Raw genomic sequence first — 17,732 nt, 5'->3', positions numbered from 1 at the left:
CTCACCCCCGTCCGCCGGGGACGAGCAGCGCCAGCAACCGATCGAGTTCGGCGGCCGGGTCGGTGGTGAGCCCGGCGTGCACGACACCGGGCTGCACGATGGTGCTGCGCGGCGCCGTCAGCCAGCGGAACCGCGCGCCCGGCGCCTCGGCGGCGGCCGGTCCGGCGGCGTCGCCCCCGGCGCACAGGGCCCGGACGCCCCCGAGCGCGGACCGCACGCCGCCGAGGTCGAGCGCCGGGTCGAGGGCGTGCAGGCGGGCTTCGTCCAGATGGGTGCGGCACCCGAGGTAGTCGAGGGCACGGCAGTAGACGACGACCCCGACGTTCATGCACTCACCCCGCTCAAGACTCGGCACGACCCGCAGCGCGGCGTACTCGAACACGGTCGAGGTGATGGCCCGGGCGCTCACGCGCGACCTCCGGACCCGAGGACGGGGCGGTGGGTCATGTGGGGCCTCCGAGCCAGTCGGGGCGGTTCTCGCCGCGGCGGGAGGCGGTGTCGGGGCGGGCGCGGACGTCGAGGGCGGGGAGCCAGGTACGGGGCTTGCCCGCGCGGGTGAGGAGGATGTCGACGTAGGCGGCGCGGACGGCGTCGGGATCGGCGAAGCCGGGCTCGCCTTCCAGCCAGGCGTCGGGGACCAGTGCGACGACCTCGCGCAGCGCCGCCTCGGTGATCTTCGGGGCGAACTCGGCCTCGGCGGCGGGCAGCTCGGTGGCGTACGGGGTGAGGACGTGGTCGTCCACGTCGTAGGGGCCGCTGAACAGCCGGGCGGCGTTGGCCCACGCGTGGTGGAAGATGAGGCTGGCGCCGTGGTCGATGAGCCAGACGTCGCCGTGCCAGACGAGCATGTTCGGGTTGCGCCACGACCGGTCGACGTTGCCGATGAACGCGTCGAACCACAGCACCCGCGACGCGAACGCGGCGTCGGCCTCCCACCCGAGCGGGTCGAACCCGAACGAACCCGGCAGGTAGTCGACGCCGAGGTTGGTGCCGGTGCTGGCCTTGAGGAGGTCCTGGACGTCGGGGTCGGGTTCGTGCCGTCCGATCAGGGGGTCGAGGTCCATGACGACCAGTTCGGGCGTGCGCAGGCCGAGCCGCCGTGCCAGCTCCCCGGCGATCACCTCGGCCACGAGCGCCTTGCGCCCCTGCCCGGCCCCGTGGAACTTCATGACGTACGTGCCGAGATCGTCGCCCTCGACGATCCCGGGCAACGACCCGCCCTCGCGCAACGGCGTCACATACCTGATCGCCTTCACCTCTGACAGCACGTGAGCACGCTATCGTGCGGCGACGTGCACCTGATCGACCTCACGCACCCTGTGGAAAACGCGATGCCCGTCTATCCGGGCGACCCGGAGGCGCTGATCGTCCCGGCCCTCACGGCGGCGTCCGACGGCGTCAACGTCCAGCGCCTCCACCTGGGCACCCACACCGGCACCCACGTCGACGCCCCCTTCCACGTGAACGACGCCTGGCCGCGCCTGCACGAACTCCCGCTGACCCGCTTCACCGGACCGGCCGTGATCCTCGACGCCCGCGACCTCCCGCCCCGCGCCCCGATCCCGCCGGACGCCGTCCCGGCGGGCCTGCGCGAGGGCGACGTCCTCCTGGTCATGACGGGCTGGTCGGTCCACTGGAACACCGACACCTACCTGGCCCATCCGTACCTCCCCGAGGAGACGGCGGCGGCGATCGTCGCGACGGGCGTCCGCACCGTCGCGATCGACGCGTTGAGCGTGGACCGCACCCCCGCGCCGGACGAGACGTCCTTCACCCTGGCCGCCCACCGCACCCTCTGCGGCGCGGGCGCCGTCATCGCCGAGAACCTGACCGCCCTCCACGAAGTCCACGAGGCCCGCACCGCCGGTCACCAGGTGGAGACCTCCCTCTTCCCCCTGGCCCTCACCGCCGACGGCGCCCCCATCCGCGCCATCGCGCGCGTCGGCTGAGTACGCGTACTCATGCGGCGGCCGGGCCGCCTTCCTAGATTGCGATCATGCTTCTGAGATCGGCCGCCGCGGCCACCGCGCTCACCCTCGCGCTCTGCCTCTGGTGGGCGGCGCCCCGGGCCCATGGGAACGACCGCTGGGAACTCGTCGCGGACGAGAAATCGGTCGCCTACGGTCGGGTCGTCGCCACGGGGGAGCGCGAGGCGTGGGCGTTCGGATGGAAAACCGTTGGCGTGGGCGCCTGGCTGCCGATGGCGGACGGCCCGCACCGGCCCACGGCCTTCCACTGGACGGGCGGTCGCTGGACGGAGCGCGACCTGCCGGTCGGACGGGGCCATATCGGGGCGGTCGCCGCGTCCGGCCCGTCGAACGTCTGGGCGCTGACCGGCGCGTCCGTCCTGCGCTGGGACGGACGCGCCTGGACGGTCATGCGCGAGCAGCCCGCCACGGCGGGCGGCCTCGCCGTGATCGCCGCCGACGACGTATGGATCTTCGGTGCCCGGAGGGCCTGGCACTACGACGGCAGGACCTGGTCCGAACGCCCCGTCCCCTTCACCGCCTTCCGCGTCAGCGCCCGCTCGTCGTCCGACATCTGGGCCCTCGACGACGTCCACCCGTGGGTCCACCACTTCGACGGCGGAACGTGGACCCGGACCGACCTGTCCGGGGTGCTCCCGAAGGCACCGCCCGCCTCCGGCGAGGCCCCGCCCGGCCCCCTGCACGCCGGGCTCGGCGCCATCACCGCCGACGCGTCCGGCGTCTGGATCACCGGCGAGATCGGGGCGTCATCGTTCCTCCTTCATGGCACGGGGTCCGGCTGGCGCAGTGAGAACACCTCCGCCACGGCGGGCCGCATGACCCGCGACGCCGCACCCCTCCCCGACGGCAGCGGCGGCCACTGGTTCCTCGGCTCCACCGACCCCAACGGCGACGCCTCCGCCCTGGCCCACCGCACCGCCACCGGCCACTGGACCCGAATCCCCACCGGCGGCGAACTCACCTCCCTCTCCACCACCCCGGGCGGCCCCCTCTTCGCCACCGGCACCATCGGCCGGGCGAGGGGTGTCTTCCGCAGCCTCGCGCTCACATCTTGGTGATGACCTCTTCGGCGAAGCGTTCCATCGTGGCGAGGCGCAGGGCGGGGGAGCGGCGGCCGTGTCGCTCTTTCTCAGCGGGGGTGGCGAGCCACCACGGGGCGGCCAGGGTGGCGTCGACGCCTTGGCCGTGCCATCTGCGGTAGAGGTCGGGGGTGGGGAGGGCGGCGATGGGGGCGACGATGTCCAGGTCGGCCAGGGTGCGGCCGTTCTGCCGGAGGAGGCCCTTCAGGCGGGACAGGAGGTCGGTGAGCTGGTCCTCGGTGTAGACGCGGTTGCCGATCCAGCCGTCGGCCAGGCGGGCGGCGCGGGTCAGGGCGGCGTCGCTGTCGCCGCCGATGTAGACGGGGATCGGCTCTGCCGGGGTCGGGGCGATGCTCAGGGGGCCGAAGTCGTAGTGGTCGCCGTGGTGTTCGACCGTGCCGCCCTGCCAGAGGGTGCGGAGGGCGGGGATCATCTCGTCCAGGCGGCGGCCCCTCGTGTGGAAGTCCTGGCCGGTCTGGAGGAACTCGTCCTTGCACCAGCCGACGCCCGTGCCGAGCGTCACGCGGTCGCCCGACAGGGCCGCCGCCGTCGAGACGGCCTTCGCCACCGTGAAGAGGTCCCGCGCCGGGGCGATGTAGACGTTCGTCGCGAAGCGGACGCGGGTCGTCGCCGCCGCCATCGCGCCGATCGTGACCCACGGATCGGGCCAGTGCGTGTCGGGACGGTACGGCGGAGCCCCGGTCTCGGAGTACGGGTACTCCGCAGCGTAGTCGGCGTAGAAGATGTGGTCCGAGACGGCGACGGTGTCGTAGCCGAGGGCGTCGGCCGCCCGGGCCAGCGGGACGAACTCGGCGGTGTCGACGAACGCGGCGCCCAGCCAGAAACGCATCGGCGGCCTCAGTCCTGGAACTCGGGGATGACCTTGGTGGCGAACATCTCCAGATTGCGCTTGACCGTGTCGAGCGGCAGGACACCCTGCTGGCCCTGCATGAACAGCCCGAACCACTCCAGGTCGGGCATGCGGTCGAGCATGCGCTGGATGCCGCGCTTGACGTCGTCGGGGGTGCCGAGCAGCGCCATCTCGACCTCGTTCATGCGCTTGAAGTCGCCCTTCTCCGGCGAGATCGGCTGATGCCGGTCGTCCTCCTTCTTGCGGAGCACCTCCAGGTAGCCGAACGGGCCGAAGAACGACGCGAAGTCCTTCTGCATGCCCGTGCCGTAGGTGGCGATGGCCTCCTCACGCGTGTCCGCCATGCCGACGATCTTGAGGATGCCGGTGTGCTCGCCGAGCTTGTAGTCCTTGCCCTGACGCGCGCACTCCTCCTGGTAGAGCTTGGCCTTGGCGGCGTGGTCGTCGGGGTTCGGGGTGAACATCCACGGCAGGATGCCCTCCTGCGCCGCGCGGACGACCGACCGGTCCGAGACGGTGAACGGCTGCCACAGCTCGGGGTGCGGGTTCTGGTACGGCTTGGGGCAGACCGAGACGGACCGGATGACGCCGTCGTCGTCGATCTCGCCGGGGGCGCCGAACGTCTTGGTCCACTCCTGCGCGGGCCAGCCCTCGATGCCGGAGAAGGGCGCGGGGACGGAGTAGTCCAGCACGTCGCTCTCGTAGCGGAGCGTGTCGTTCTCCCACGCCATCTTCATGATCTTCAGGATTTCGCCGAACACGTCGAAGTTGCGGTTGTCCGACGACGAGCCGTCCGACCGGGCCGCCGCCGCGTCCCAGCGCTGCCCGAGGACGTTCGCCCACCGCGCCTGGTAGCCGCGCGCGACGCCGAGCCGCAGCCGTCCCTTGCTGAAGTGGTCGAGCAGCGCGACGTCCTCGGCGGCCCGGATCGGGTCCCAGGCGGGCAGGACGAGCCCGAGCGGGGCGAGCAGGATGCGTTCGGTGCGGGCGGCGAGGTCGGTGAGGAACATCAGCGGGTTGACCGAGAACTCGAACCCCTCCGAGTGGAAGTGGTGCTCGGTCATCATCAGGGCGTCGAAGCCGATCCGGTCGGCGTGCACGGCGATCTCGCGGACCTCGTGCAGGAGCTTCTGGTACGACTCGACGTCACGGCCGATCGGCCGCCGGGCCTTGGCGTTCTCCTCGGCGGACCAGCCCGACCCGGGGATCTGCGGGTTGAGGAAGATCGAGAACTTCACGGGGACGTCTCCTTGTCGCGTGCGTCGAGCCAGGTCGTGAGGGTCAGCAGGAACTCGGCGGGACGTTCGGCGTGCAGGCGGTGCCCCGAGCCCGGCCACACCTGCGCGCGGGACGCCGGGTGCGTGAACACGCCGCGTTCCCAGTCGGCGGAGCCGGCCTGGGCGGCCGACCAGCAGGACAGGACGGGGCAGGCGCGCCGCGCGAGGTACGTCTCGGCGGCGGCGCGCAGGCCGAACTGGTCGGGCCCGTCGTAGAGGGCGGGGAACGCCTGGGCGAGCGCCTGCGGCGCGGTGGCGAGGATCTTGCGGGCGTGCCAGCCGCGCAGCCACGGCGGGGACGCGGGCGTGTAGCACCAGGCGTCGTTGGCGAGGGCGGTCGCGTACGGGTCGGGGCCGCGCAGCGCCGCGTACATGGGCGGGAACGCGGCGGCGACGGCGTCGGGCTGCCCGTAGCCGGGGTCGACGCAGACCAGCGACCGGACGCGTCCGGGGTGCTCGACGGCGAGGGCGCTAACGACGAGCGCGCCGAGCGAGTGCCCGACGGCGTCGACGGCGGGGACGCCGAGTGCGTCGAGCAGCCCGGCGAGGTCGGCGGCCAGGTCGCGCGGCGCGTAGCCGGACGGCGGCGCGGACGAGTGCCCGTGCCCGCGCAGGTCGGGGGCGAGGACGCGGCGGCGTTCGGTGAGCCCGGGGAGCTGGAAGATCCAGTCGTCGGAGTCGGCGCCGTAGCCGTGCACGAGCAGGACGGGCGGTCCGGCGGGGCGGGCGGGGGCGTCGTCGGTGTGGAACAGGCGCACGTCGCCGTGCGGTGAGGCGACGTCGGTGAACGGCATGCGGCACCCCCTGCGACCGGTGGACCGAACAAGCGCACGCTACATCAAAGCCACAATCCCTAGCAATCGCTTGGTCGGTTACGCTGACCGCCATGCGCCTCGGACTCACGATCTTCGCCACCGACCGCGTCATCGCCCCGCACGAGCTGGCCGTCGCCGCCGAGGAACGCGGCTTCGCCTCGCTCTACCTCCCCGAGCACACCCACATCCCGGTCGCGCGCGTCACCCCGCCGCCCACCGGCGACGCCACGCTGCCGGAGGAGTACGCCCGCACGCTCGATCCGCTGGTCGCGCTGGCGGCGGCGGCAGCGGTCACGAGCCGCATCACGCTCGGCACCGGCGTCAGCCTCGTCGCCCAGCGCGACCCGATCGTCACCGCGAAGGCGATCGCCACGCTCGACCGGCTGTCCGGCGGCCGGTTCGCCTACGGCATCGGCTTCGGCTGGAACCGCGAGGAGGGGGAGGCGCACGGCGTGCCGTGGCGCAAGCGGCGGGCGCTGGCCCGCGAGCACGTGCTGGCGATGCGGGCGCTGTGGGAGGACGAGCGGGCGTCCTACGCGGGCGAGTACGTGCGGCTGGCGCCGTCGTGGTCGTGGCCCAAGCCCGCCGGGCGCGTGCCGGTCCTGCTCGGCGGCGCGGCCGGACCGGCGCTGTTCGAGCACATCGCGGAGTACGGCGACGGCTGGCTGCCGATCGGCGGGGCGGGCGTGCGGGCCGCGCTGCCCGCGCTGGCCGGGGCGTGCGCGCGGCGGGGGCGTCCGCCGGTGCCGGTGATCCCGTTCGGGACGCTCCCGGACCCGGCGAAGCTGGCGTACTACGCCGATCTCGGCGTCGAGGAGGTCGTGCTCCGCGTCCCGGCCGGTGACCGGGACGCGGTCCTGCCGGTGCTGGACGACTACGCCCGCGCCCCCAGGGGCTAGCGGATCATCCGGAAGGAGAAGACCTTCGGGAACTCGTAGTACTCGCCCTTACCGGACTTCACGGCGCCGAGGATGAGGAACACCCACTGCGCGAAGGCGTGGAACAGCCAGATGACGATGGCCGGGGCCAGCAGCCACCACAGATCGGTCACGATCGCGATCGGCAGCAGCACGATGAGCGGCGCGAGCATCTGGATGAGGATCGTGATCTGGTAGTTGAGCGCCTGCGCCGCGTGGAACCGCACGAAGCGCGACTCGTTCCGCTTCACGAAGTAGATGATCAGCGGCGCGAGGAAGCCCAGGAGCAGGGTGCCGAGGTAGGCGAACATCGCCCACGTGGTGTCGTCGCCCTGGACGTGGGCGCGCGGCCCCTGCGCGCCGGGCGGGCCGTAGCCGCCGCCGGGCGGGTGGCCGTACGCGCCGCCGGGGTCGTGGCCGTAGCCCTCGGGGCCGGCGTAGGGGCTGCCGACGCCGGGGGTGCCGCCGTACGGCGAACCGTACGGCGGGGGCTGGGAGCCGGAGTCCGGCGGGGGGCCGCTGTCGGGAGGCGGCGGGATGTCGTCCTTCACAGCGACGTCCTTTCCGGGAGGTGTGTCCACGTTATCGGTAATGGGACGCGTGGAACCCGCCGCCGGTTCGGTCTCAGTCGAAAACGATCACCGACCGCGCCACCGCCCCCGACCGCACGTGGGCGATCGCGTCGTTGACGTCGTCCAGCGGCAGCCGCTCGGAGACGAGCCCGGCCAGGTCGAGCCGTCCGGCGCGGTGCAGGTCGGCCAGCAGCGGCAGGTCGCGGGCGGGGTTCGCATCGCCGCCCTGGGTGCCCATCAGCCGCCGGGAGCCGAACAGGACGCCCGGCGGGATCGCCAGGTCGCGTCCGGCGGCGGGGCTGCCGACCATGACGGTCGTGCCGCCGGGCTGCGTGGCGGCGAACGCGGCGGGCAGGACGGCCGGGACGCCGGTGACGTCGAAGGCGTAGTCGGCGCCGCCGCGCACGATCGCGCCGACCTGCTTGGGAAGGTCGTCGGAGAGCAGCGTGTGCGTGGCGCCGAACGTCTCGGCGAGGCGCAGCTTGGACGCGGCGACGTCCGCCGCGATGATCGTCGTCGCTCCGGCGAGCCGCGCGCCCTGCACGACGTTGAGGCCGACGCCGCCGCATCCGACGACGAGCACGCTGGACCCGGGCTCGACGCGGGCGACGTTGAGGACGGCGCCGACGCCGGTGACGACGGCGCAGGCGGTGAGCGCGAGCAGGTCGAGCGGGTCGCCGGCGCCGACCTTGACGCACATCGCCTCGGCGACGACGGCCTTCTCGGCGAACGACCCGATGCCGATGTAGGGCCGGACCGCCTCGCCGCCCGCCGACAGCCGCGTGCTCCCGTCTGCCGTCATGCCCATGATCGTGGTCATCCGGGACCGGCCCGAGCACAGGTGGACGCGTCCGCGCACGCAGTTGCGGCACCGTCCGCACGGCCCGTTCATCGCGATGACGACCCGGTCGCCGGGTTTGACGGACGTCACGCCCGGCCCGGTGGCCTCGACGGTGCCCGCGCTCTCGTGGCCGAGGACGCAGGGCAGGTGGGTGACGACGGGGCTGGTGCCGTCGATGCCCTTGAGGTCGGAGCCGCACACGCCGGAGGCGGCGATGCGGACCAGGACCTCGCCCGCCTCGGGCGGGGCGATCTCGATCTCGGTGACGTCGAGGGGCGCGCCGTACGCGCGGAGCAGGGCCGCCCGCATCGTGGTGGTCACGTCTGGTCCGCCTTCCGTCGCCGGGTCGCCGCACCGCACGCTAGCACCAAGCATTTGCTTGGTCGAGTGCTGACCGGATGCGGCCGGAAGACGGGCGTAACGCCGCGCACTCGCCGGTCTGTCAGAGGCCCCGGCCATAATCGCGCCCGTGGACGACGAGACGATGGACGAGCTGCTCCCGTACCTGGCGTCGGCGCTCGCGCGCGGCGAGGCCGGCTTCGCCGCCGTCGTCGCGGACGCGGCCGAGCACCTGGAGCTCTCCGCCGACGACCCGGCGCTGCACGAGGTCACCGACGGCGCGTTCGCCGCCTACCGCGCCGAGCAGGCCGGGTGGAGCGGGCTGCTGCCCGCCGAGGCGCTGCTGGCGGCCTGCCGCGACCTGGACGTGTCCGGCATCGTGGCCCGCACCGACTTCACCTGCTGCCAGACCTGCGGCGTCGCCGAGATCGGCGCCGAGACCGCGGCCGCCGCACGGGCGCGGGGCTACGCGTTCTGCCACGCCCAGGACGTCGACGCCTCCGCCGCCGGGCACGGCCTGCACCTGTCGTTCGGCACGGCCGGCGAGGACGGCGACGCGGCGGCGATCGGCCGCGAGGTCGTCGCGGCGCTGGCCGCGCGCGGCGTGGCGGCCGAGTGGGACGGCGACCCCGGGCGCCGCATCACCGTCCCGCTGACGTGGCGCCGCCGCCGGTACGCCTCGCTGGCGTGGTCGCCGTCGGCGGCGGCCGAGCCCGTCCCCGCGTCCGCGCCCCCCACGGTGCTCGTCACGTACTGCGACTATCCGGCCCACCGGTACGAGGACGAGGGCGCCGCGATGACGTTCGAGGAACTGCGCGGCGTCGCCTGCGCGCTCCTGCCCGTGGACGGCAACTTCCTCACCTGCCAGGACGCGGCGGGCACGATCGTGCAGGCGATGTGGGAGAAGAACGGCCGCCTCTGGCTGGAGATCCCCGACTCCGGCGCCGGGATGTCGCGCGGCCTGTACGCGACGCTCGACCGGCTCGTCGAGGTCGCGGGCGCGCTGGCGGCGGGCGAGATCATCGACCTGGACCGCTACGGCGAGGTCACGACGGTGCGGTGGAAGCCCGACCCGCTGGCCTAGCCGGTGGGCTTGCCCCGTGACGGCGCGCCGGTTAGCGTACCAAGCGCTCGCTAGGTTGGGCGATGTGTCCCGGCGCACCGGAGGTGACGGCGTGAAGTTCGGTGTCCCGCTCGGCCTGGTCCACCCCGCGACGTGGCGGGACCTGGCCGTCGCGGCCGACCGGCTCGGCTACGAGTCGGTGTGGCTGCCCGAGCACCTGGTGTTCACGACGGACCTGTCCACCGACCACTACCCCGGCGGCGCGAACCCGGGCATCCGGCCGCATACGCCGCTGTTCGACGCGCCCGCCTACCTGTGCGCGCTCGCCGCCGCGACCTCCCGCGTGCGGCTCGGCACGGCCGTCTACCTGTACGCGCTGCGGCACCCGCTCATCGCCGCCCGCGCGTTCGCCACGCTCGACCACGTGTCCGGCGGGCGCGCCATCGCGGGCGTCGGCGCGGGCTGGTACGCGGGGGAGTGGATCGCGGCGGGCGCGGACTTCACGACCCGGGGCCGCCGCCTGGACGAGGCCATCGCGGTGACGCGGCGCCTGTGGTCGGAGCCGGTCGTCGCGCACGACGGCGCCTTCTTCCCGTTCCCCGAGGTCGCGTTCGAGCCCAAGCCCGTGCAGGACCGGCTGCCGATCATCGCGGGCGGGGAGTCGCACGCGGCGCTGCGCCGCGCCGCGACGCTGTGCGACGGCTGGATCGGCATGCCGCACACGCTCGGCAGCGCCGCCGCGCAGGTCGCCCTGCTGCGCGAGCTGCGCGGCGACCGTCCGGGCCCGTTCGAGATCACGGTCCACACGTCCGGTGCGCCGGAGCCGGAGGAGGTCGCCGCCTGGTCGGACCTCGGCGTGCACCGCCTCATCGTCCGGCCCTGGACCCGCACCCGCGAGGCCGCCGAGGGCCTGGCGGCCTTCGCCGCCGGGCACGGGCTCGCTCAGGAGTCGTAGGTGCGCACGGCGGGGCGGTCCTGGTACCAGGTCGCGATGACCGACGACCCGTGCCGGTCGCGCAGGAAGTCCACGCGCAGCCAGCCCTCCGCGCGCGAGACGCGGACGCGGTAGCCCGGGGCGGCGTTGGCCGACACGAACGCCACCGCCGAAGAGGTCATCGTGAGGACGGCGCGCCCGCCGCGCGTCGAGTACGTCCGCAGGTCGTGGACCGGGCTCGGGCCGGGCGTCGGCACCGCCTGCGGCACCGGGACGGCGACCGGCGCGACGGCCCGATCGGACACCGCGTCCCGCACGACATCGCGGACTCCGAACCACGAAAGCATCACCGCGAGCGCCGTCAGCACCACCCACGGGGCAACATAGGACATCGCGCGACGCATGGGCACATGGTGGCATACGGTTCGCCCATGGCGAGTGTTCTGGTCGTCGAGGACGACGCGAGCCTGCGGGCCGCCCTGATCCGCGAACTGACCGCCCGTTCGCACGTCGTGCGCAGCGCCGGCACCGCCATGGACGCCCTCCGCGAGGTCACCCAGGCACCGCCCGACGTCGTCATCCTCGACCTCGGCCTGCCCGACCTCGACGGCGGCGAGGTGCTCAAGATGCTGCGCGGCGTCTCCGACGTCCCCGTCCTCATCGCCACCGCCCGCGAGGACGAACCCGAGATCGTCCGGCTGCTCAACGCCGGCGCCGACGACTACCTCATCAAGCCGTTCTCCGCCGAGGTGCTCAGCGCCCGCCTCGCCGCCGTGCTCCGCCGCGCCGCCCGCTCCGGCCCCGCCGCGACCCTGCGCGTCGGCGGCCTCGACATCGACCTGGACCGCCGCGAGGCCACCCTGGACGGCGCGCCGCTGGAGCTGACCCGCCGCGAGTTCGACCTGCTCGCCTACCTCGCCGCCCGGCCCGGCCGCGTCGTGGCCCGCCGCGAACTGCTCGCCGAGGTGTGGCGGCAGGCGTACGGCGACGACCAGACCATCGACGTCCACCTGTCGTGGCTGCGCCGCAAGCTCGGGGAGACGGCGGCGCGCCCCCGCTACCTGCACACGGTGCGCGGGGTCGGGGTCCGGTTGTCCGAGCCCCCCGCATGAGACGCACGCTCGTCCTGGTCTCGCTGGCGGTCACGTCGATGGTCGCGCTGGCGTTCCTCATCCCGCTCGCGCTGACCGTCCGGGAGATCGCCCGGGACCGGGCGCTGACGTCCGCCGAACGGCAGGCGGGCGCGCTCGGGCCGGTGCTCGTCGTCACCGAGGACCCGGCCGCGCTCGACCGCGCCGTCGCCAGCACGCAGGCCGGGGCGGCGCGGCGGATGACCGTGCACCTGCCCGACGGCGGCGTCGTGCCGCGCGGCGACGTCGTCGGCACCCGCGCCACCCCCGAGCAGCGCGCCGCCGCGATCCGGCGCGGCCGGTCGCACGCCGCGCGCGTCCCGGGCGGCTACGCGTTCCTGCAACCGGTGTGGCTGGACGCGGGCCGCACCGCCGTCGTCGAGGTGTTCCTGCCCGACGACGAGCTGTCGGAGGGCGTCGCCTCGGCGTGGCTGGTCATGACGGGCGTCGCGGCGGCGCTCGTCGCCGGATCGGTCGCCGTCGCGGACCGGCTCGGCCACCGCATGATCCGCTCCACCCGGCGGCTCGCGGACGCCGCCGCCGCGTTCGGTGACGGCGACCTGCGCGTCCGCCTCGACCCGGACGGGCCGCCCGAGCTGATCGAGGCGGCGCTGGCGTTCAACGCGATGGCCGACCACGTCGTGCAGCTCCTGGCGGCCGAACGGGAGATGGCCGCCGACCTGTCGCACCGGCTCCGCACGCCGCTGGCCGCGCTGCGGCTCAACGCCGAGGCGCTCGGGGACGGCCCCGTCGCGGACCAGACGCGCGAGGCCGTGGACCGCATCGAGCGGGAGGTCGACCAGATCATCCGGACCGTCCGCAAACCGACCGCGCGGGGGAGCTGCGACGCCGCCAAGGTGCTCCGCGAGCGCGTCGGGTTCTGGTCGGTGCTGGCCGAGGACGAGCGGCGCTCCTGCGAGCTGATCGGCGCCGAGGACGCGGCGCCGCTGCCGATCCCGGCGTCCGAGCTGGCCGCCGCCGTGGACGCGCTGCTCGGCAACGTCTTCCGGCACACCCCCGAGGGCACGGGCTTCGCGGTGACGCTGCACCGGGGGCAGGGCGTCACCGGCATCCTCGTCGCGGACGCGGGCACCGGCATCGCGGACCCGGGCGCCGCGCTGCGCCGGGGCGCCAGCGGCGGCGGCTCCACCGGCCTCGGCCTGGACATCGCCCGCCGCGCCGCCGAGGCGACCGGCGGCCACCTGCGCATCCACCGCTCGGTGCTCGGCGGCGCGCAGGTCCAGATGTGGCTGCGCACCCGCACGCCGACGCCCGGTCGCCGCGCCCGCCGTCAGCGGCTGCGCCGCGCTAGCCGGTGAAGGACGGCGCCACCTCCGCGCGGACGCGGCGCAGCCCGATGATGCTGCCGAGCACGGCGCCGACGCCGATCGCGGCCGTCGTCACGATCGCCGTGAGGAGCGACGACCCGGCGTCCGGCGCGCCCGTCGCGTACTTGACCAGGCTGAGGTAGACGTCCGGGCCGGGCAGCAGCGCGCCCGTCACGCCCGGGATGACCAGCACCGCCGACGGGATGCGCAGCCGCCGCGCGGCGAGCGTCGCCGCCCAGCCGAGCGCCGTCGCCGCGACGAGCACCGCGAGCGGCGGCACGGCGTGCAGCCCGGCCCGCAGGAGCTGGTTGACCGTCCCGGCCAGCAGCCCCGCCGCGACCCCCGCCGGGACGAGCCGCGCCGCGCCGCCGTTGAACAGCGTGTTCCCCGCCGCGCCGACCGCCGCCGACAGCACCGCGACGACCAGCGGCAGCGCGGCGAACCGCACGCCGTAGGCCATCTGCTCGAAGTCGCCCACGCGCAGCGCGACGCTCCCCGCGATGGCCGCGCCCGCGACGAGCCCGCCGATGAGCAGCACCACCGAGACCAGGCGGCTCGCCGCCATCAGGTTGAAGCCGGAGATGGCGTCCTCGGCGAGCGACACCACCGACAGGATCGGCAGCAGCAGCACCAGGTTCGCCGCCATCAGCCCCGCGACGGCCGCGCCGGAGAACCCCGCCTGGAACAGCCCGGCCCCGGCCAGCACGACCAGCATCGCCTGGATCGCCGTGATGTAGAACGGCGGCAGGCAGGTGGCGCCGAGCAGCCAGCCGGTCCGGTTGACGAGCGCCAGCAGCAGCGCCGCCGCGACCGCGCCCGCGACCGTCCCGCCCGCCTGGAGCGAGATCATCGCGGCCAGCACCGCGCCGCCCGCCATCCGCACCCACCACGGCCACCGCTCCTGCGCCCGGGTGATCGCCTCCAGCTCGGCGATGGCCTCGTCCACGTCCACCCGTCCCGCCACGATGCGCTCGATGAGCCGGTGGACGAGGTTCATCCGGTCGAGGTCGCGGGCGTCGTCGGTGCGGGCGACCCGCATCATCACCAGCGGGCGGCGGCCCGGCGGGCGCCACTGGAGGTGGATGGAGCGGGCCGTCAGGTCGCCCTCCAGATGCTCGACGTCGTAGCGGCGGGCGACGGCCTCCAGCGCCTCCTGCACCGAGCGCGTCTCGAACCCGGCGACGAACATCTCCTCACCGAGGCGCAGCGCGAGCTGCATGACGTCCTCGACGTGGCCCTCGTCGGCGTCCTCCGCGCTGCGCTCCATCCCTGCGACGTCGCCCGGAGCGGGTAAAAGGCACCCCGGGCACCCGGCAAGATCTGGCGGCGGGCCGTCCGGGCGGCGGGCGGCGCGGGTACGGCCCCGGGCATGACGACCGTGGCGGTGCTGGGCACCGGGATCATGGGATCGGCGATGGCGCGGACGCTGCTGCGCGACGGGCACGACGTGCGCGTCTGGAACCGCACGGCCGCCAGGGCGGCGCCGCTGGCCGCGTCGGGCGCGACGCTCGCGGGCGACGTGCCGGAGGCCGTGCGCGGCGCGGACGCGGTGCTGACGATGGTGCCGACGGGCGAGGTCGTGGCGTCCCTCGCCGACGCGCTGCTGCCGGAACTGGCCGAGGACGCCGTCTGGGTGCAGACCAGCACGGTCGGCGGCCCGTGGACCGACCGGCTGCTCGACCGGGCCCGCCGCGCCGGCCGGATGATGCTCGACAGCCCCGTCTCGGGCAGCAGCGGGCCCGCCGAGCAGGGCACGCTCACGATGATCGTGTCCGGGGAGGTGCCCGCGCTGGAGCGGGCGCGGCCCGTGCTCGACGCGCTCGGCTCGCGGACCGTGCACGTCGGCACGGGCGGCGAGGCGTCCCGGATCAAGCTGATCGTCAACGGCTGGATGACCGCGACCGTGCTCGCGATGGCCGACGCCCTGGACGCGTGCGGGCGGCTCGGCGTCGATCCGGCGCACGTCATGGACGTGGTCGACGGCGGCCCGCTGGCGATGCCGTACGCGCTGGACAAGGCGCGCGAGATCCTGCGCGGCGACTTCGCGCCCGGGTTCCCCGTCGACCTGGCCCGCAAGGACCTGCGGCTGCTCATCGACGAGCTGCCGGACGCGTCACCGCTGTACCGGACCGTCGAGGGGGCGCTCGGCGCGGCGTCCGACGCGGGACGCGGGCGGGCGGACGTCGCGGCCGTGCGGTGAGCTTTGCCGCTCCGTGGGCTTGATCACCTTCCATGCCGGACATGCAGGATCTTGTGAGAGCACGCACCCGCGGACTGATCGCGATCCTCGCGGCGGCCGTCCTGCTCGTCGGCGGCTGGCCGCTGCTGAACGCCGCCCTCGGCGACGAGACCGAACCGCTGCGCAACGGCGCCCGGCTGACGCTGGGCGACGCGGCCCGGTTCACGGTCGGGCCCGGCTGGACGCTGCGGACCGCCGAGTCCGATCCGGACAGCTCCTATCTCCTGGAGCGCGGCACCGTGCGGCTGCGCCTCTCGCTGGTGACGCCACCCCGGGACGCCACTCCGGCGCAGCTCTGGGAGGGGTTGGGCCGGGTCGCGGAGGCGTCCGGCGAGCACGTCGAGCTGGGCGAGCCGGTCCCGTTCGGGCGGCGCGGGCTGCGCGGCCCGGTCGCCGAGGGCCGCGCCGTCGGCACCGCGACCGTGCAGCGCGCGCCGGACGGCGGCGGCGCCGCCGAGACGACCGCGCTCGGCGAGCCCGGCACGGCCGCCGACCACCGGGCCGCCGACAACGTCGCGGCCTCCCTGCGCTGGCTGGAGGGCTCATGACGGCGGTGACGGCGACGCGGACCCGGAGCGTCGAGGCGACGGTCGTGGTCGCTCGCGTGCTGCTGGGCGCGGGCACGGCGGCGGGCGCGCTGGTGCTCGCGGCGGAACTGCTGGGGCAGGCGGCGGCGTTCCCGGTGACGTTCCTGCTGTCGGCGCTGCTGCAACTCGTGGTGCTGGTGGTGGGGTTCGCGGTGCTGCGCCGTATACGCCCGATTCACTCGCCGCCGTTCGGGGTGTCGGCGGTGGGCGTCCTGTGGGGCGGACTGGCGGCGACGGGCGGTGCGCTGCTCGCCAACGACGCGCTCGGCGGCGTCTGGGCCAAGGCGGTGTCGCCCGCGTTCGACGCCGCGTGGGGCGCGGCGCTGACAGCGCCGCTGAACGAGGAGGTGCTGAAGGTCGCGGGCGTGGGGCTGCTGGCGCTGGCGTTCCCGCTCGTGCTGCGCGGCCCGGTCGACGGCCTCGTCCTCGGCGCCCTGACGGGCCTGGGGTTTCAGGTGGTCGAGAACGTCCTGTACGGGCTGCGCACGGTGGAGGCGGCGGGCGGCGTCGGGGAGGTCGGGGCGGCGATCGAGACGTTCGTCGTCCGCGTCGGCGTGACCGGCCTGGGCTCGCACTGGGCGATGACCGCCGTGGCCGGGGCGGGCGTCGGTTTCATGGTCGCGCACCGGGTGGCCGCGGGCGTGTTCCTGATCGTCCTGGCGATGGCGATGCACTGGCTCTTCGACTCGCCCCTGCTCTCCTTCACCGGCGGCGTCGCCGTCAAGGTCGCCGTCAACTTCCTGATCTTCCTGGTCCTGTACTTCACCCTGCGCCGCACCTACCGCCGCCATGCCCGGCGCGCCCTCCACGCCGACGAGTCCACGACCCTCCTGACCCGCCACGCCCGCCGCAAGGCCCGCCGGCACGTCCCGGCCGGTCCCGAACGCGCCCGCGTCATCGCCTACCAGCGGTCCCGCCTCGCCACCCTCGACGAGTGAGCAGGTCACGCCGGGTCGTACGGTGGAGGAATGGTTCCGTTCGTTCTGGGATTGGCGGCCTACGATCTGGGGGCCGGTGGCCGGCATCGGGGGCTGCCTTCGGCGGCGGTGTCGATCACGGTTCCGGAGTCGGGCGCGGTCGAGATCGCGCGCGGCGGGCGTCGTGCGCGGTTCGAGGCCGTCGTGGGCGGGCTGCACCTGGACGCGGTCGAGGTGCGGCAGGCCGGGGGCGCGGGCGGGGTGCACCTGCGGTTGAGTCCGCCGGGGGTGCGGGCGTTGCTGGGGGTTCCGGCGGCGGAGCTGGCCGGGGAGGCCGCCGAGCTGGGCGACGTCGCCCCGGCGCTGCGCGACCTGCCGGAGCGGCTCGCGGCGTGCGGGACGTGGACGGAGCGGCGGGCGCTGGTCGAGGGGCTGCTGCTGGACGGGCTGGACGGCCGGGCGTGCCGCACCCCGGGCGGCGCCGCGCTGGCGGTCCTGGCCGAACACGGCCGGGTGCAGGACGCGGCGCGGACGCTCGGCTGCTCGCGGCGGCATCTCGGCGACGTGGTGCGCTCGGAGTTCGGGGTGACGCCGAAGCACTACCTGCGGCTCGTCCGGTTCGAGCGGGCCAGGGCGCGGGTCGCGGCGGCGGCGCGGGCCGGGCGGCCCGGCCTCGCGGGGGTGGCGGCCGCGTCGGGGTTCGCGGACCAGGCGCACCTGGCCCGCGAGTGGCGCGCCATGGCCGGGTGCACGCTGACCGAATGGCTGCGAACCGAGAGCCCGGCACCGCCGTTCCCGAATCTTCAAGACCAGCCGGACCGCGCACTCCGATGAT

At 74.8% G+C, this 17,732-nt stretch carries 20 protein-coding genes; 11 read left to right on the top strand and 9 right to left on the bottom strand.

The window, feature by feature from the left end:
* Nucleotide 1 precedes the first annotated feature (1 nt).
* Together C229_RS0111485 and C229_RS0111480 are read right to left on the bottom strand one after the other, a co-directional pair.
* Nucleotides 2-409, bottom strand: a complete 408-nt coding sequence (locus tag C229_RS0111485) for a DUF3037 domain-containing protein (RefSeq protein WP_018655224.1) — start codon at nt 407-409, stop codon at nt 2-4.
* Between the two features lie 34 nt (nt 410-443).
* Nucleotides 444-1,268: a HipA family kinase gene (locus C229_RS0111480; protein ID WP_026313677.1), complete on the bottom strand. Its 825-nt coding sequence runs from the start codon at nt 1,266-1,268 to the stop codon at nt 444-446.
* Between C229_RS0111480 and C229_RS0111475 the strand changes: the two genes are divergently transcribed.
* Both C229_RS0111475 and C229_RS0111470 read left to right on the top strand, forming a co-directional pair.
* A complete protein-coding gene (locus C229_RS0111475) occupies nt 1,269-1,949 on the top strand; it encodes a cyclase family protein (RefSeq protein ID WP_026313676.1) in 681 nt (226 codons plus the stop codon).
* Nucleotides 1,950-1,996: 47 nt separating this feature from the next.
* Entirely contained in the window at nt 1,997-3,046 is a 1,050-nt protein-coding gene (locus tag C229_RS0111470) for a beta propeller repeat protein (RefSeq protein ID WP_018655221.1), read from the top strand.
* Here the strand turns inward: C229_RS0111470 and C229_RS0111465 are convergent.
* The 3 genes from C229_RS0111465 to C229_RS0111455 are packed head-to-tail and all read right to left on the bottom strand — an operon-like array spanning nt 3,033 to nt 6,009.
* Nucleotides 3,033-3,917, bottom strand: a complete 885-nt coding sequence (locus C229_RS0111465; protein WP_018655220.1) for a TIGR03619 family F420-dependent LLM class oxidoreductase — start codon at nt 3,915-3,917, stop codon at nt 3,033-3,035. The genes C229_RS0111470 and C229_RS0111465 overlap by 14 nt on opposite strands.
* Before the next feature lie 8 nt (nt 3,918-3,925).
* Entirely contained in the window at nt 3,926-5,176 is a 1,251-nt protein-coding gene (locus C229_RS0111460; protein ID WP_018655219.1) for an LLM class flavin-dependent oxidoreductase, read from the bottom strand.
* Nucleotides 5,173-6,009, bottom strand: a complete 837-nt coding sequence (locus C229_RS0111455) for an alpha/beta fold hydrolase (protein ID WP_018655218.1) — start codon at nt 6,007-6,009, stop codon at nt 5,173-5,175. Before C229_RS0111455 ends, C229_RS0111460 begins: the two co-directional genes overlap by 4 nt.
* 92 nt (nt 6,010-6,101) lie before the next feature.
* Here C229_RS0111455 and C229_RS0111450 point away from each other — a divergent pair, with 92 nt between their 5' ends.
* Nucleotides 6,102-6,929 carry a TIGR03619 family F420-dependent LLM class oxidoreductase gene (locus C229_RS0111450; RefSeq protein WP_018655217.1) on the top strand — a complete coding sequence of 276 codons (828 nt, stop codon included), beginning with the start codon at nt 6,102-6,104 and terminating at the stop codon, nt 6,927-6,929.
* On the opposite strand, the gene C229_RS0111445 is transcribed toward C229_RS0111450, so the two are convergent.
* Together C229_RS0111445 and C229_RS0111440 are read right to left on the bottom strand one after the other, a co-directional pair.
* The gene (locus tag C229_RS0111445) at nt 6,926-7,498 is read right to left on the bottom strand and encodes a DUF4870 domain-containing protein (RefSeq protein ID WP_018655216.1); all 573 of its coding nucleotides are present in this window, start codon (nt 7,496-7,498) and stop codon (nt 6,926-6,928) included. The two genes, C229_RS0111450 and C229_RS0111445, sit on opposite strands and share 4 nt — an antisense overlap.
* A 73-nt stretch (nt 7,499-7,571) precedes the next feature.
* Nucleotides 7,572-8,669, bottom strand: coding sequence for an alcohol dehydrogenase catalytic domain-containing protein (locus tag C229_RS0111440; protein ID WP_033424301.1), 1,098 nt, complete (start codon nt 8,667-8,669; stop codon nt 7,572-7,574).
* Nucleotides 8,670-8,829: 160 nt separating this feature from the next.
* Between C229_RS0111440 and C229_RS32785 the strand changes: the two genes are divergently transcribed.
* Together C229_RS32785 and C229_RS0111430 are read left to right on the top strand one after the other, a co-directional pair.
* On the top strand, nt 8,830-9,783 hold the full coding sequence (locus C229_RS32785; protein ID WP_018655214.1) for a DUF6891 domain-containing protein: 954 nt from the start codon (nt 8,830-8,832) through the stop codon (nt 9,781-9,783).
* Nucleotides 9,784-9,874: 91 nt separating this feature from the next.
* Nucleotides 9,875-10,717, top strand: coding sequence for a TIGR03619 family F420-dependent LLM class oxidoreductase (locus C229_RS0111430; RefSeq protein ID WP_018655213.1), 843 nt, complete (start codon nt 9,875-9,877; stop codon nt 10,715-10,717).
* On the opposite strand, the gene C229_RS30245 is transcribed toward C229_RS0111430, so the two are convergent.
* Nucleotides 10,705-11,100: a hypothetical protein gene (locus C229_RS30245; RefSeq protein ID WP_081639833.1), complete on the bottom strand. Its 396-nt coding sequence runs from the start codon at nt 11,098-11,100 to the stop codon at nt 10,705-10,707. The two genes, C229_RS0111430 and C229_RS30245, sit on opposite strands and share 13 nt — an antisense overlap.
* A gap of 27 nt (nt 11,101-11,127) precedes the next feature.
* Here C229_RS30245 and C229_RS0111420 point away from each other — a divergent pair, with 27 nt between their 5' ends.
* Nucleotides 11,128-11,808, top strand: coding sequence for a response regulator transcription factor (locus C229_RS0111420; protein ID WP_018655211.1), 681 nt, complete (start codon nt 11,128-11,130; stop codon nt 11,806-11,808).
* Nucleotides 11,805-13,145 (top strand): sensor histidine kinase, encoded by a 1,341-nt coding sequence (locus C229_RS30240; RefSeq protein WP_018655210.1) that lies wholly within the window; start codon nt 11,805-11,807, stop codon nt 13,143-13,145. The genes C229_RS0111420 and C229_RS30240 overlap by 4 nt, the downstream gene beginning before the upstream one ends.
* Here the strand turns inward: C229_RS30240 and C229_RS32300 are convergent.
* Nucleotides 13,135-14,421, bottom strand: coding sequence for a threonine/serine exporter family protein (locus C229_RS32300; RefSeq protein WP_018655209.1), 1,287 nt, complete (start codon nt 14,419-14,421; stop codon nt 13,135-13,137). The two genes, C229_RS30240 and C229_RS32300, sit on opposite strands and share 11 nt — an antisense overlap.
* 102 nt (nt 14,422-14,523) lie before the next feature.
* Between C229_RS32300 and C229_RS0111405 the strand changes: the two genes are divergently transcribed.
* The 4 genes from C229_RS0111405 to C229_RS30230 all read left to right on the top strand — a co-directional run bounded on the left by C229_RS0111405 (nt 14,524) and on the right by C229_RS30230 (nt 17,731).
* Nucleotides 14,524-15,354 (top strand): NAD(P)-dependent oxidoreductase, encoded by an 831-nt coding sequence (locus C229_RS0111405; protein WP_018655208.1) that lies wholly within the window; start codon nt 14,524-14,526, stop codon nt 15,352-15,354.
* A gap of 41 nt (nt 15,355-15,395) precedes the next feature.
* Nucleotides 15,396-15,941 (top strand): hypothetical protein, encoded by a 546-nt coding sequence (locus C229_RS0111400; RefSeq protein ID WP_240487209.1) that lies wholly within the window; start codon nt 15,396-15,398, stop codon nt 15,939-15,941.
* Nucleotides 15,938-16,918 carry a PrsW family intramembrane metalloprotease gene (locus C229_RS0111395; protein ID WP_018655206.1) on the top strand — a complete coding sequence of 327 codons (981 nt, stop codon included), beginning with the start codon at nt 15,938-15,940 and terminating at the stop codon, nt 16,916-16,918. Before C229_RS0111400 ends, C229_RS0111395 begins: the two co-directional genes overlap by 4 nt.
* A gap of 108 nt (nt 16,919-17,026) precedes the next feature.
* Nucleotides 17,027-17,731 carry a helix-turn-helix domain-containing protein gene (locus C229_RS30230; RefSeq protein ID WP_018655205.1) on the top strand — a complete coding sequence of 235 codons (705 nt, stop codon included), beginning with the start codon at nt 17,027-17,029 and terminating at the stop codon, nt 17,729-17,731.
* The last annotated feature ends 1 nt before the right edge of the window (nt 17,732 follow it).

The organism is Actinomadura flavalba DSM 45200, assembly GCF_000374305.1.
Classification (GTDB): Bacteria; Actinomycetota; Actinomycetes; order Streptosporangiales; family Streptosporangiaceae; genus Spirillospora; species Spirillospora flavalba.
The sequence above is the reverse complement of the archived record's forward strand: the minus strand, read 5'-3'. Positions and strand labels throughout refer to the sequence as shown.